The sequence below is a fragment of the Pseudomonas sp. GD03858 genome, assembly GCF_029840925.1.
In the GTDB taxonomy this organism is placed as follows: Bacteria; Pseudomonadota; Gammaproteobacteria; order Pseudomonadales; family Pseudomonadaceae; genus Aquipseudomonas.
In genome coordinates this window covers 1-13,526 of sequence record NZ_JAOCDM010000134.1, presented here as the reverse complement: position 1 = coordinate 13,526, position 13,526 = coordinate 1, and the positions used below count along the sequence as shown (strand labels likewise).

The 13,526-nt window shown below is 63.8% G+C and carries 11 protein-coding genes; 8 read left to right on the top strand and 3 right to left on the bottom strand.

Annotation, left to right across the window (positions count from 1 at the left end):
• Nucleotides 1–194: 194 nt before the first annotated feature.
• From N5D48_RS23615 to N5D48_RS23585, 7 genes are all read left to right on the top strand, one after another.
• Nucleotides 195–1,193, top strand: coding sequence for a phosphate ABC transporter substrate-binding protein PstS (locus N5D48_RS23615; RefSeq protein ID WP_279888425.1), 999 nt, complete (start codon nucleotides 195–197; stop codon nucleotides 1,191–1,193).
• A gap of 141 nt (nucleotides 1,194–1,334) precedes the next feature.
• Nucleotides 1,335–3,623, top strand: a complete 2,289-nt coding sequence (locus tag N5D48_RS23610) for an ABC transporter permease subunit (protein ID WP_279888424.1) — start codon at nucleotides 1,335–1,337, stop codon at nucleotides 3,621–3,623.
• Between the two features lie 17 nt (nucleotides 3,624–3,640).
• Nucleotides 3,641–5,311, top strand: a complete 1,671-nt coding sequence (gene pstA, locus N5D48_RS23605) for a phosphate ABC transporter permease PstA (protein ID WP_279888423.1) — start codon at nucleotides 3,641–3,643, stop codon at nucleotides 5,309–5,311.
• 104 nt (nucleotides 5,312–5,415) lie between these two features.
• Nucleotides 5,416–6,249 (top strand): phosphate ABC transporter ATP-binding protein PstB, encoded by an 834-nt coding sequence (gene pstB / locus N5D48_RS23600; protein ID WP_279888422.1) that lies wholly within the window; start codon nucleotides 5,416–5,418, stop codon nucleotides 6,247–6,249.
• A gap of 128 nt (nucleotides 6,250–6,377) precedes the next feature.
• Complete coding sequence (gene phoU / locus N5D48_RS23595; RefSeq protein ID WP_279888420.1) at nucleotides 6,378–7,148, top strand: phosphate signaling complex protein PhoU; 771 nt, start codon at nucleotides 6,378–6,380, stop codon at nucleotides 7,146–7,148.
• Nucleotides 7,149–7,311: 163 nt separating this feature from the next.
• Nucleotides 7,312–8,211 carry a response regulator gene (locus tag N5D48_RS23590; RefSeq protein WP_279888419.1) on the top strand — a complete coding sequence of 300 codons (900 nt, stop codon included), beginning with the start codon at nucleotides 7,312–7,314 and terminating at the stop codon, nucleotides 8,209–8,211.
• A 214-nt stretch (nucleotides 8,212–8,425) separates the two neighbouring features.
• Nucleotides 8,426–9,325 (top strand): M23 family metallopeptidase, encoded by a 900-nt coding sequence (locus N5D48_RS23585; protein ID WP_279888418.1) that lies wholly within the window; start codon nucleotides 8,426–8,428, stop codon nucleotides 9,323–9,325.
• A gap of 31 nt (nucleotides 9,326–9,356) precedes the next feature.
• Here N5D48_RS23585 and N5D48_RS23580 read toward each other — a convergent pair whose 3' ends face one another.
• From N5D48_RS23580 to phoB, 3 genes are all read right to left on the bottom strand, one after another.
• Nucleotides 9,357–10,697 carry a hemolysin family protein gene (locus N5D48_RS23580; RefSeq protein ID WP_279888417.1) on the bottom strand — a complete coding sequence of 447 codons (1,341 nt, stop codon included), beginning with the start codon at nucleotides 10,695–10,697 and terminating at the stop codon, nucleotides 9,357–9,359.
• A gap of 127 nt (nucleotides 10,698–10,824) precedes the next feature.
• Nucleotides 10,825–12,096 carry a phosphate regulon sensor histidine kinase PhoR gene (phoR, locus tag N5D48_RS23575; RefSeq protein ID WP_279888426.1) on the bottom strand — a complete coding sequence of 424 codons (1,272 nt, stop codon included), beginning with the start codon at nucleotides 12,094–12,096 and terminating at the stop codon, nucleotides 10,825–10,827.
• A 172-nt stretch (nucleotides 12,097–12,268) separates the two neighbouring features.
• Entirely contained in the window at nucleotides 12,269–12,958 is a 690-nt protein-coding gene (gene phoB / locus N5D48_RS23570) for a phosphate regulon transcriptional regulator PhoB (protein ID WP_011536427.1), read from the bottom strand.
• 175 nt (nucleotides 12,959–13,133) lie between these two features.
• Here phoB and N5D48_RS23565 point away from each other — a divergent pair, with 175 nt between their 5' ends.
• Nucleotides 13,134–13,505: a hypothetical protein gene (locus N5D48_RS23565; RefSeq protein ID WP_279888416.1), complete on the top strand. Its 372-nt coding sequence runs from the start codon at nucleotides 13,134–13,136 to the stop codon at nucleotides 13,503–13,505.
• The last annotated feature ends 21 nt before the right edge of the window (nucleotides 13,506–13,526 follow it).

Sequence of the window (13,526 nt, the reverse complement as noted above, 5' to 3'; positions counted from 1 at the left end):
TGATTCTCCGCGTGAAAGCGCAGCCCAAAGGGCCAGGTAATCCCTTCCGAAACATCCTGAAAAGACCATCCCCGACTACCGGTGATGGCCTTTCATCCAATTGTCATATTCGAGTCATAGAGTGTTCATGCGGCCTGCAGATACTTGGGCCCGTTCCATCACAAACCCCACGATATTCCTGCTAGGAGCAAGGCATGAAACTGAAGCGTTTGATGGCGGCCCTGACCTTTGCCGCCGCTGGCGTCGCTGCCGCCAATGCGGTCGCCGCTGTCGATCCTGCGATCCCGACCTACACCAAGACCACCGGTGTATCGGGCAACCTCTCCAGCGTTGGTTCCGACACCCTCGCGAACCTGATGACCCTGTGGGCCGAGGCCTACAAGAAGGAATATCCGAACGTAAACATCCAGATCCAGGCCGCCGGTTCCTCGACCGCGCCACCCGCCCTGACCGAAGGCACCGCCAACCTGGGCCCGATGAGCCGCAAGATGAAGGACGTCGAGCTGCAGGCCTTCGAGCAGAAGTACGGCTACAAGCCGACCGCCATTCCGGTCGCCGTCGACGCCCTGGCCGTGTTCGTGCACAAGGACAACCCGATCAAGGGCCTGACCATGGCCCAGGTCGACGCCATCTTCTCCTCCACCCGCCTGTGCGGTGGCAAGACCGACGTCAAGACCTGGGGTGACCTGGGCGTGACCGGCGACCTGGCCAACAAGCCGGTCCAGCTGTTCGGTCGCAATTCGGTATCGGGCACCTACGGTTACTTCAAGGAAGAAGCCCTGTGCAAAGGCGACTTCAAGCCTAACGTCAACGAACAGCCTGGTTCGGCTTCGGTCGTGCAGTCGATCAGCTCCTCGCTGAACGGCATCGGCTACTCGGGCATCGGCTACAAGACCGCCAGCGTCAAGACCGTGCCTCTGGCCAAGAAAGACGGCGGCGCCTTCGTCGAAGACAACGAAGCCAACGCCCTGAATGGTACCTACCCGCTGTCGCGCTTCCTGTACGTCTACGTCAACAAGGCGCCGAACAAGCCTCTGGCCCCGCTGGAAGCCGAGTTCGTCAAGCTGGTCCTGTCCCAGGCCGGCCAGCAGGTTGTGGTGAAGGACGGTTACATCCCGCTGCCAGCCAAGGTGGTCGACAAGACCCTGGCTGACCTGGGCCTGTCCCACGCCGGCAACGTTGCAAAGAAGTAAGTAACTGAGGACGAGGCCGGTGCCACATGCCCGGCCTTTTCCGCGAATCTTCCAGTCCGAAGCCAGGATCCCTGAGCGGCGGGCTTTTTTGCGTCACTGCACTGTCATGTTTTTGTCATACGGGACCGCTAGGGTGTGCGCATGAATGATCTGGCCAACTCCACAATGACCCAAAATTCTCCCCCCGTGCGTATTGACTTCAATACGCCCGAGTTGCAACGCAAGCGCCGCCTGCGCGCCCTCAAGGATCGCCTGACCCGCTGGTATGTCCTGGTGGGCGGGCTCGCCGTGCTGGCGGCGATCACGCTGATCTTCTTCTACCTGGCCTATGTGGTGCTGCCGCTGTTCCAGGGCGCCGAGCTGACGAGCAAGAAGGCCCTGGAGCCGACCTGGCTGCAGCAGGATGCCGGCAAGCCGCTGATGATCGCCCTCGAGGAACAGAACCTCGTGGGCATGCGCGTTTCCGACAAGGGCCAGGCGCTGTTCTTCGACACCAAGACCGGTGGCGAACTGAAGCGCGTCGACCTGCCGCTGCCGGCCGGCACCCAGGTCAGCTCCATCAGCACCGACCAACCGGGCAGCCCGCTGGTGGTGCTGGGCCTGTCCAACGGTCAGGCGCTGGTGTTCCACCACACCTACAAGATCACCTACCCGGACAACAAGAAGACCATCGAGCCGGGCATCGACTACCCCTACGGCCAGGACCTGTTCACCCTTGACGAGCAGGGCCGCGCGCTGGAGCACGTGAGCGTCAACGTCAACGGCGACACCCTGTTGCTGGCCGGCTCCACCGGCGCGCACCTGCAGGTGATCGAGCTGTCGCGCACCGAGAACATGATGACCGACGAGGTCTCCATCGAGCAGAACCGCATCGAGCTGCCGCAGATGACCGAGACGGTGAAGAACATCTTCATCGACCCGCGCCAGCAGTGGCTGTACGTGGTCAACGGTCGCGCCACCGCCGACGTGTTCAGCCTGCGCGACAAGAGCCTCAATGGCCGCTACAAGCTGTCCGAGGACGGTGATACCGAGATCACCGCCAGCGCCCAGCTGGTCGGCGGCATCTCGCTGATCTTCGGTGACTCCAAGGGTGGCCTGAGCCAGTGGTTCATGGCCCGCGACCCGGACGGCGAGTCACGCTTCAAGCTGATCCGCAGCTTCCAGATGGGCAAGGCTCCGGTGGTGCAGATCGACGCCGAAGAGCGCCGCAAGGGCTTCATCGCCCTGGACAGCGAAGGCAAGCTCGGCGTGTTCCACAGCACCGCGCACCGCACGCTGCTGGTCGAGCAGGTCGCCGACGGCGCGGGCATCCTCGCCCTGTCGCCGCGCGCCAACCGCATCATCATCGAAGAAGGCGGCAAGCTGCTGCCTCTGAGCCTGCGCAACCCGCACCCGGAAGTTTCCTTCAGCGCTCTGTGGGGCAAGGTCTGGTACGAGAACTACGACGAGCCCAAGTACGTCTGGCAGTCGACCGCCTCGAACACCGACTTCGAGCCCAAGCTGAGCCTGTCGCCGCTGACCTTCGGTACCCTCAAGGCCGCGTTCTACGCGATGATCCTGGCGGCTCCGCTGGCCATTGCCGCCGCCATCTACACCGCCTATTTCATGGCCCCGAGCATGCGCCGCAAGGTCAAGCCGGTGATCGAACTGATGGAGGCGATGCCGACGGTGATCCTCGGCTTCTTCGCCGGCCTGTTCCTGGCGCCGTACCTCGAAGGCCACCTGCCGGGCGTGTTCAGCCTGCTGTTGATCCTGCCGGTCGGCATCCTGGTGGCCGGCTTTGCCTGGAGCCGCCTGCCGGAGTCGATCCGCCTGCGCATCCCGGATGGCTGGGAGGCGGCGATCCTGATTCCGGTGATCCTGGCGATCGGCTGGTTCGCCCTGTACATGAGCCCGTTCCTCGAGAGCTGGTTCTTCGCCGGTGACATGCGCCTGTGGATCACCAACGACCTTGGCATCACCTACGACCAGCGCAACGCCCTGGTGGTCGGTATCGCCATGGGCTTCGCGGTCATCCCGAACATCTACTCCATCGCCGAAGACGCCGTGTTCAGCGTGCCGCGCAGCCTGACCCTGGGCTCCCTGGCCCTGGGCGCGACGCCGTGGCAGACCCTGACCCGCGTGGTCATCCTCACCGCCAGCCCGGGTATCTTCTCGGCGCTGATGATCGGCATGGGCCGTGCGGTGGGCGAGACCATGATCGTGCTCATGGCCACCGGCAACACCCCGGTGATGGAGATGAACCTGTTCGAGGGCATGCGCACCCTGGCCGCCAACGTGGCCGTGGAGATGCCCGAATCGGAAGTCGGCGGCAGCCACTATCGTGTGCTGTTCCTCGCCGCCCTCGTGCTGCTGCTGTTCACGTTCATCATGAACACCTTGGCCGAGCTGATTCGCCAGCGCCTGCGCAAGAAATACTCGTCGCTTTGATAGAAAGGTAGAGATCCGTGAAAAAGGATTCCCTCAAAGGCTGGTTCAAGAGCGGCGCCCCCGGCGTCTGGATCAGTGGTGGCGCGGTGGCCATGGCGGTCATCATGACCGTCGGCCTGCTGGCCGTGATCGCCGTGCGCGGCCTGGGCCACTTCTGGCCGGCCGACCTGATCCAGGCCACCTACAAGGTGCCGGGCCAGGCCGACCACGTCGTCATCGGCGAGGTGGTGCAGAAGGAAGAGGTGCCGCGCGAGCGCCTCAAGGGCGCCGGCCTGCCGGTGCCGGAGCAAGGCCCGGAGTTCATGACCCGCGAGCTGATCAAGGTCGGTAACCGCGACCTCAACGGCAGCGACTTCACCTGGGTGGTCGGCGACTGGCTGGTGGACGAAAGCAAACCCGCCGAGCTGATCGCCCTGGAGCGCCGCGAGTGGGGCAACTTCTATGGCTACCTGGTCAGCGTCAAGGAAGAGGGGCGCGTGGTCGCCCAGGGGCCTGAAGCCTGGAACGAACTGCAGGTCCGTCTCAAGCGTGCCAGCGAGCTCAACGACCAGTTGGTGAAGCTCGAGAAGAAGGACATCGGCGCCATCAACCATGGCCTCGAGCGTCTGCGTCTGCACAGCCGCAAGCTGGAGCTGGACGGCAAGCTGGACGCTGCCGCCCAGGCCGACATGGACGCCGAGCGCGCCGAGCTGAACAACCGCTACAAGGCCATCGAGGAGCGCCTGACCGGCCTGCACCAGGCCTTCGCCCGCGATAGCCTGGTGGCCCGCGACGGCAATGGCCGCGAGGTGGAGATCAACCTGAGCAAGGTGGTCCACGCCATCCAGCCGAACGCCATGTCCGGCTTCACCAAGATGGGCGCGTACTTCGGCAAGGTGTGGGAGTTCCTCAGCGACGACCCGCGTGAAGCCAACACCGAAGGCGGTATCTTCCCGGCGATCTTCGGCACCGTGATGATGACCCTGATCATGGCCGTGATCGTCACCCCGTTCGGTGTGCTGGCGGCGGTCTACCTGCGTGAATACGCCAAGCAGGGCCCTGTGACCCGGTTGATCCGCATCGCGGTCAACAACCTGGCCGGCGTACCGGCGATCGTCTATGGCGTGTTCGGCCTGGGCTTCTTCGTCTACGTGCTGGGTGGCTCGATCGACCGGCTGTTCTTCCCAGAGTCGCTGCCGGCGCCGACACTGGGCACGCCTGGCCTGCTGTGGGCCTCGCTGACCCTGGCGCTGCTGGCGGTGCCGGTGGTGATCGTGGCCACCGAGGAAGGCCTGGCGCGGATTCCGCGGACCGTGCGCGAAGGCTCCCTGGCCCTCGGCGCGACCAAGGCCGAGACCCTGTGGAAGATCGTTCTGCCGATGGCCAGCCCGGCGATGATGACCGGCATGATCCTCGCCGTGGCCCGCGCCGCCGGCGAAGTGGCGCCGCTGATGCTGGTGGGCGTGGTGAAACTGGCGCCGTCGCTGCCGGTGGACGGTAATTACCCGTACCTGCACCTGGACCAGAAGATCATGCACCTGGGCTTCCACATCTACGACGTCGGCTTCCAGAGCCCCAACGTCGAGGCCGCGCGGCCGCTGGTGTACGCCACCGCGCTGTTGCTGGTGCTGGTGATCGCCACCCTCAACCTCTCGGCGGTGTGGATCCGTAACCACCTGCGCGAGAAGTACAAGGCCCTCGACCACTGATTTCCAAGCCTTAAGCCACAAGCGGCAAGCGCCAAGCTGCTCGCCGCTTTGCTCAAACTTGCAGCTTGCAGCTGATAGCTTGCAGCTACAAAAGGAGTAAGAACATGCAACACGAAGCTCATACCCACGGCATCGACATGTCGGCCCTGGGCCGCGACAAGCAGAGCCTGCGCCTGGCCGAAGAGACCGTGGCCATCGAAGTACCCGGCCTGTCCCTGTTCTACGGCGACAAGCAGGCGCTGTTCGACGTCGGCATGAACATTCCCAAGCAGCGCGTGACCGCCTTCATCGGCCCGTCCGGCTGCGGCAAGTCCACGCTCCTGCGGACCTTCAACCGCATGAACGACCTGGTCGACGGTTGCCGCGTGGAAGGCGCCATCAACCTGTACGGCAACAACATCTACCGCAAGGGCGAGGACGTGGCCGAGCTGCGTCGCCGTGTCGGCATGGTGTTCCAGAAGCCCAACCCGTTCCCCAAGACCATCTACGAGAACGTGGTCTATGGCCTGCGCATCCAGGGCATCAACAAGAAGCGCACCCTCGACGAAGCGGTCGAGTGGGCGCTGAAGGGCGCAGCCCTGTGGGACGAGGTCAAGGACCGTCTTCACGAGTCCGCACTGGGTCTGTCCGGTGGCCAGCAGCAACGTCTGGTGATCGCCCGCACCATCGCCGTGGAGCCGGAAGTGCTGTTGCTCGACGAGCCGTGCTCGGCACTGGACCCGATCTCGACGCTGAAGGTCGAGGAACTGATCTACGAACTGAAATCCAAGTACACCATCGTCATCGTGACCCACAACATGCAGCAGGCAGCCCGCGTTTCGGACTACACCGCGTTCATGTACATGGGCAAACTGATCGAATTCGGTGATACCGACACCCTGTTCACCAACCCGGCGAAGAAGCAGACCGAAGACTACATCACTGGTCGCTACGGTTAACGGCGCCTTCGGCGCAGCTGCAAGCTTCAAGCTACAAGCTTCAAGAAAGAGCGGTTAGCGCGGAGCAGGGAACGACACGAACTACTTGAAGCTTGCGGCTTGAGGCTTGCAACTTCGCGGAGCGAACGATGATCAACAAAGAAAGCCTTACCCACCACATCTCCCAGCAGTTCAACGCCGAACTCGAGGAGGTGCGCAGCCACCTGCTGGCCATGGGCGGGCTGGTCGAGAAACAGGTGAACGACGCCGTCACCGCGCTGATCGAGGCCGACTCGGGCCTGGCCCAGCAGGTGCGCGAGGTCGATGAACAGATCAACCAGATGGAGCGCAACATCGACGAGGAATGCGTGCGCATCCTCGCCCGTCGCCAACCGGCGGCCTCCGACCTGCGCCTGATCATCAGCATCTCCAAGTCGGTGATCGACCTGGAGCGCATCGGCGACGAGTCCACCAAGATCGCCCGCCGCGCCATCCAGCTGTGCGAGGAAGGCGAGTCGCCGCGCGGCTACGTCGAGGTGCGCCACATTGGCGATCAGGTGCGCAACATGGTGCGCGACGCGCTGGATGCCTTCGCCCGCTTCGACGCCGACCTGGCGTTGTCGGTGGCCCAGTACGACAAGACCATCGACCGCGAGTACAAGACCGCGCTGCGCGAGCTGGTCACCTACATGATGGAAGACCCGCGCTCGATCTCCCGCGTGCTCAGCGTGATCTGGGCGCTGCGCTCGCTGGAGCGCATCGGCGACCACGCGCGCAACATCTCGGAGCTGGTGATCTACCTGGTGCGAGGCACCGATGTGCGCCACATGGGCCTCAAGCGCATGAAGGCCGAGGTTCAGGGCGAGTCCGTCGACGAGGGCGAAATCGCTAATGTTCCGGCTGAACCGGACGATAAATAGAATTGCTCCCGAGCACGAACGCCCGGCTCTTGCCGGGCGTTTTCGTTTGCGCGCGAGCACCAGCAGGCACCCGCGAACGAGCACAGAAGTCCCGGCGTGACCAGTGGTTTGGCAAATGGCCATCAGTCGGCGGTATGCTAGTCGGGATTCAAGAGGAGTATCGATGAGTAAAGTGAATGTGCTGGTCGTGGATGATGCTCCGTTCATCCGCGATCTGGTGAGGAAGTGCCTGCGCAATGCCTTTCCGGGCATGGTGATCGAAGATGCGGTCAACGGCCGCAAGGCCATGGCCATGCTGGGCAAGGAACATTTCGACCTGGTCCTGTGCGACTGGGAAATGCCGGAGATGTCCGGCCTCGAACTGCTGACCTGGTGCCGTCAGCAGGAAGAGATGAAGACCATGCAGTTCATCATGGTGACCAGCCGTGGTGACAAGGAGAACGTGATCCAGGCCATCCAGGCCGGCGTCTCCGACTTCGTCGGCAAGCCGTTCACCAACGAGCAGCTGCTGACCAAGGTGAAGAAGTCCCTGACCAAGATCGGCAAGCTCGATGGTCTGATGGCCAGCGCGCCGGCCCGGGTCAATTCGGCGTTCGCCAACGACTCGCTCAGCGCCCTGACCGGAGGGCGTCCGGAAGCCGTAAAGACTGCGCCGGCCCCTGTCGCCGCCGCCAAACCGCTGGTCAACGCGCCCACGCCGAAATCGGCTGCCGCGGCGGCCCAGAGCGGTCGTGGCCAGGGCCAGTTGCGCCTGGCCAGCGGCAACCAGCCATGCGTGATCAAGGCGCTCAGCCTCAAGGAGGCCCTGCTGGTGGTGCGCCGCAGCGCCAACCTGCCGCAGGTGCTCGAAGGCGCGGTGCTGGACTTGGAGCAGGGCGAGAATGCCGAGGTGGCGCGTCTGAACGGTTACCTGCACGCCATCGCCGCGCTGGAGCCCAAGCCCGAGAGCGACTGGCTGCAGCTGACCTTCAAGTTCGTCGACCAGGATGCGCAGAAGCTCGACTACCTGTCGCGCCTGATCGCCCGCGGCACGGCGCAGAAGCACTTCACGCCAGGGGCCTGATGGCCAGGGTTATGTAGGTGGACGTGAACCCTGTGGGAGCGGGTTTACCCGCGAATACGATGGTGCTGTCAGCGACGCATTCGCGGGTAAACCCGCTCCCACAGGGACCAATACTCTCTGCGCTGTCCTTTGAAACTTCCGACCAGCTGTCACAACTTGTCTTTATTCGGGCTGCTAGGCTTCGACAGAACACAACTGTCAAAAAGCCACCATCATGCCGCCCGCCCGCCTGCTGTTGTTCTGTGCCTTGCTCACGGCCTCGGCGTCGAGCCTGGGCATGACCATCTACAAGACCACCGACAACTTCGGCGTGGTCTCCTATTCCGATCGCCCCAGCCCCGGCGCCAGGGCGTTCGTTTTTCGCGAGCCGATGGTCGAGCGACTGGACGGCCAGGTACGGCTGAAGACCGAGAACTTCGCCGGTGGCGTGCGTTTTGTCGCGCGCAACGAGCTGTTCGTGCCGATGGAGGTGGAGTTGCGGGTCGAGCGCCTGGCCAATGCCCAGGGTGGCAATGCCCCGCGCATCGTCCGGCGTCTGGTGGCGCCGCGTTCGACCCAGGTGCTCAGCGTGGTGCAGGCTCGCCAAGGGGCGCGCCTGAAGTTCGACACGAAGTTTCGCTATGCCATGGGCGATCCCGGCCAGCGCCCGCAGGGCTATCGCTATCCGTTCCCCTGGAAGGGCGGGCCGTTTCGCCTGAGCCAGGGACCCAATGGCCGCTTCAGTCACTTCGGGCCCAAGGGCCGCTATGCCATGGACATCGCCATGCCCGAAGGCACGCCGATCATCGCGGCGCGCGGCGGGGTGGTGGTGAAGATCGAGAACAACCAGAGCGGGCGGGGAACCAACCCGTCGGGCAATTTCGTGCGGATACTGCATCCGGACGGCACCATGGGCGTGTACCTGCACCTGATGCGCGGTTCGGTGGTGGTGGGCGAGGGCCAGCGGGTGGCCCAGGGGCAGGCGTTGGCCAAGTCGGGCAACACCGGCAACAGCACAGGGCCGCACCTGCATTTCGTGGTGCAGCGCAACGTAGGGCTGGCGTTGGAGTCGATACCGTATCAGTTCGACCGGCCGATTGGCGGGTTGCCGGATTTCACCGCAGGCAACCCTTGAGGCTTTTGGGCTGCAAAGCAGCCCCAAGAAATCAATCGAGCTTGAGCACCTTGGCCAGCACGATCTTCGGCCCTTTCATCTTCTTGATGATGATGCGCAGGCCCTCGACTTCCAGCAGTTCCTCTTCCTCAGGCACGCGCTTGAGCGTCTCGTAGACCAGTCCGGCCAGGGTCTCCGCCTCGATGTGGTCGAGGTCGACGCCCAGCAAGCGTTCGACCTTGAACAGTGGCGTGTCGCCACGCACCAGCAGCTTGCCGGGTTGGTAGGCGAGGATGCCGCGCTCGGTCTTGCGGTGCTCGTCCTGGATATCGCCGACCAGCACCTCCAGCACGTCCTCCATGGTCAGGTAGCCGATCACCTTGCCGTCGGCTTCCTCCACCAGCACGAAGTGCGCGCCGCCCTTGCGGAACTGTTCCAGCAACTGTGCCAGCGGCATGTGCCGCGACACCCGTTCCAGCGGGCGAGCCAGGTCCTCGAGGTCGATGGTCTCGGGCAGGTGATCCAGCTCGGCCAGCTCCAGCAGCAGGTCCTTGATATGCAGCAGGCCGGTGAATTCCTCGCGCTCGGCGTCATACAGCGGGTAGCGGCTGAACTTGTGACGGCGCAGCAGGGCGAGGATCTCCTTCAGCGGCGCATGGGCGTCGATGCTGACCATGTCCTCGCGGGAGTTGGCCCAGTCGACCACTTCCAGCTCGCCCATCTCCACGGCCGAGGCCAGCACGCGCATGCCCTGGTCGCTGGGATCCTGGCCGCGGCTGGAGTGCAGGATCAGCTTGAGTTCCTCGCGGCTGTAGTGGTGCTCGTGGTGCGGCCCGGGTTCGCCCTGGCCGGCGATGCGCAGGATGGTGTTGGCGCTGGCGTTGAGCAGGTAGATGGCCGGATACATCGCCCAGTAGAACAGGTACAGCGGCACGGCGGTCCACAGCGACAGCAGCTCGGGCTTGCGGATCGCCCAGGACTTGGGCGCCAGCTCGCCGACCACGATGTGCAGGTAGGAGATGACGAAGAAGGCGATGAAGAACGAGATCGCCTTGATCAGCTCGGGGCTGTCCACGCCCACGGCGGCCAGCAGCGGCTCGAGCAGATGGGCGAACGCCGGTTCGCCGACCCAGCCCAGGCCCAGGGAGGCGAGGGTGATGCCCAGCTGACAGGCCGACAGATAGGCATCGAGCTGGTTGTGTACCTTGCGCAGGATGCTGCCGCGCCAGCCGTGCAGTTCGGCGATGGACTCGACGCGGGTTGAGCGCAGCTTGACCATGGCGAACTCGGCGGCAACGAAGAAGCCGTTGAGCAGCACCAGGAACAAGGCGAAGAGAATCATGCCGAAATCGGCGAACAACGAGGAAAGGCTGATACCAGGGGAAGGGTCCATGATGGGGTTTTACGAGGGCCGTCTTTGAAATAGGGAGAAAAAAAGTGCCAGCGTCGGCTGGCACAGGGGATCCAATGTAGCGGCTGATGCTGCAAAAGCAAAGGGCTGCAAAGCAGCCCCGGCAATGTCAGGCTTTGCTTGCGACCAATTGCGCCGGCGCAAAGTGGCAGGTGAAGGTGCTGCCATGCCCCGGCACACTGCTGATTTCCAGGCGCCCGCGATGGCGCATCAGCACGTGCTTGACGATCGCCAGCCCCAGCCCGGTACCGCCGGTATTGGAGGCGCGGCTGGAGTCGACCCGATAGAAGCGCTCGGTCAGGCGTGGCAGGTGCTTGGCTTCGATGCCGACCCCCGAATCCTGCACGCTCAAGTGCGCGCCCTGGTCGTCGGCCCACCAACGGATGCGGATATTGCCTTCGTCCTGGGTGTACTTGACTGCGTTGAATACCAGGTTGGAAAACGCGCTGCGCAGCTCCGACTCACTGCCCTTGAGGCGGATGCCGGGGGCGGCCTCCAGGGTGATGCGCTGGTTGCGTGGGCCGGACAGGGCCTGGGCGTCGTTCTTGATGGCGGTGAGCAGCGTGTCGACCAGCACCGGCTGGTTGTCCGAGGGATAGTCGGTGGCTTCCAGCTTGGCCAGCAGCAGCAGGTCGTTGAGCAGGGTCTGCATGCGCGAGCCTTGCTGGCTCATCTGCTGCAGGGCGCGGCTCCAGCGCGGGTTCACGTCCTCGACGTTGTCCAGCAGCGTCTCCAGGTAGCCGGTGATCACCGTCAGTGGCGTGCGCAGCTCGTGGGAGACGTTGGCGACGAAGTCCTTGCGCATCTGCTCCAGCTGGTGGATGCGGGTCACGTCGCGCACCAGCATCAGGTGTTCGTTGTTGCCGTAGCGGGTCAGGTGCAGTTGCACGCGCAGGCGGTCGTTGATCGGCGAGGGGATCTCCAGCGGCTCGGCGTAGTTCTCCGACTCGAAGTACTCCTTGAAGCGCGGGTGGCGTACCAGGTTGGTCACCGGCTGGCCGCTGTCCTGTGGCGTCTTGAAGCCCAGCAGGGTCTCGGCGGCGCGGTTCCACCATTCCAGGTTGCCTTCGCTGTCGAGCATGATCACCGCGTCGCGCAGCGCGGCGGTGGACTCCTGGACCCGGTCGATCACCGCCTGCAGGCGGCCTCGCACGCGCTGGTCGCGGCGTTGCAGGTGATAGATGCTGTCGAACACCTCGCCCCACAGGCCATAGCCGTCGGGCGGTGCTTCGTCGGGCTGGTGGTTGCGCAGCCAGTCGTGCAGGCGCAGCAGCTGCTTCAGCGTCCAGCCCAGGTAGATCGCCAGGCCGATGGCCAGGCTCCAGCCGTAGTAACCGCTGACCAGGCCACCGATCAGGCAGGCGGTGATCAGCAGCAGCATGTGGCGAATCAGGGTCGAGTGCCAGTTCTGGTTCAATTGATGGATCCTTCGGATCCAGCTGCAAGTTGCAAGCTACAAGCTGCAAGAAGAAGCGGATCGGTGGTGCTGATAGTCCTTTTGCGAGCCTGACGCTCCGAGCTTTTACTTGCAGCTTGCAGCTTGCAGCTTGCAGCTAGCTCTTGGTCGAGAAGCGATAGCCGGTGCCGCGGACGGTTTGTACCAGATTTTCATAGGCTTCACCCAGCGCCTTGCGCAGGCGACGGATGTGCACATCGACGGTGCGTTCCTCGACGTAGACGTTGCCGCCCCAGACCTGGTCGAGCAGTTGGCCACGGGTGTAGGCGCGCTCCTGGTGGGTCATGAAGAACTGCAGCAGGCGGTATTCGGTGGGGCCCATCTCGGCTGGCCTGCCGTCGATGGTCACGCGGTGGCTGATCGGATCGAGCAGCAGGCCGCCGACTTCGATCGGCGCTTCGCTGTCGCTCGGGCCGGTGCGGCGCAGCACCGCCTTCAGGCGCGCCACCAGTTCGCGGGGCGAGAAGGGCTTGGTGATGTAGTCGTCGGCGCCGACCTCCAGGCCCTGGATCTTGTTGTCCTCTTCGCCCTTGGCGGTGAGCATGATGATCGGGATGTCGCCGGTCAGCTCGTCGCGCTTGAGGCGGCGCGCCAGTTCGATGCCCGAAGTGCCCGGCAGCATCCAGTCGAGCAGGATCAGGTCCGGTTTGCGATCGACGATGATGGCGTGGGCCTGTTGCGAGTTCTCGGCCTCGAGGCAGTCATAGCCGGCCATTTCCAATGCAACGGCGATCATCTCGCGGATAGGCGCTTCGTCGTCGACGATCAGAATGTTTCTGCCAACCATGCTCAATTACCTCTCCCAGGAACGGTGTCTTGGCCCGCATTAGATAACGGAATTATTGCAGCTGTGTGACAGGGCGTTGGCCGTTCTGGCGACATCGCGTGACTGGACTAGGCTTCAAGGGGCCGCCAAGGCGGCTGACAGAACCCATTCCACCCCCGAAACAACGGTGATTCCAATGACACGACATACGCTGAGCTGGATGGCCCTGTGCGCTGCGCTGGCAGTGCCGGGGGTGGCGTCGGCTCATCACGCCATGGAAAAAGACGGCATGTGGGTCGATCACGCTGGCATGACGCTCTACACCTTCGACAAGGATGCCGGTGGCAAGTCCATGTGCAATGGCGAATGCGCCAAGAACTGGCCGCCGCTGATGGTCAAGCAGGACGACGAGGCGCCGAAGGACAAGTGGACCCACGTCACCCGCGACGATGGTTCGATGCAGTGGGCCTACGACGGCAAACCGCTGTACACCTTCGTCAAGGACAAGAAGGCCGGGGAGACCACCGGTGATGGCGTGAAGGACGTCTGGCACGTCGCCAAGCCCTGAAGAGGGAGCATTTGACCCTGT

Coding starts and splice junctions, on each gene's coding strand:
- phoB (WP_011536427.1), bottom strand. CDS start 12,958: ATGGTTGGCAGAAACATTCTGATCGTCGACGACGAAGCGCCTATCCGC.
- N5D48_RS23615 (WP_279888425.1), top strand. CDS start 195: ATGAAACTGAAGCGTTTGATGGCGGCCCTGACCTTTGCCGCCGCTGGC.
- N5D48_RS23585 (WP_279888418.1), top strand. CDS start 8,426: ATGCCGCCCGCCCGCCTGCTGTTGTTCTGTGCCTTGCTCACGGCCTCG.
- N5D48_RS23565 (WP_279888416.1), top strand. CDS start 13,134: ATGACACGACATACGCTGAGCTGGATGGCCCTGTGCGCTGCGCTGGCA.
- phoU (WP_279888420.1), top strand. CDS start 6,378: ATGATCAACAAAGAAAGCCTTACCCACCACATCTCCCAGCAGTTCAAC.
- N5D48_RS23580 (WP_279888417.1), bottom strand. CDS start 10,697: ATGGACCCTTCCCCTGGTATCAGCCTTTCCTCGTTGTTCGCCGATTTC.
- N5D48_RS23610 (WP_279888424.1), top strand. CDS start 1,335: ATGAATGATCTGGCCAACTCCACAATGACCCAAAATTCTCCCCCCGTG.
- phoR (WP_279888426.1), bottom strand. CDS start 12,096: ATGCTGCTGCTGATCACCGCCTGCCTGATCGGTGGCCTGGTCAGCGGT.
- N5D48_RS23590 (WP_279888419.1), top strand. CDS start 7,312: ATGAGTAAAGTGAATGTGCTGGTCGTGGATGATGCTCCGTTCATCCGC.
- pstB (WP_279888422.1), top strand. CDS start 5,416: ATGCAACACGAAGCTCATACCCACGGCATCGACATGTCGGCCCTGGGC.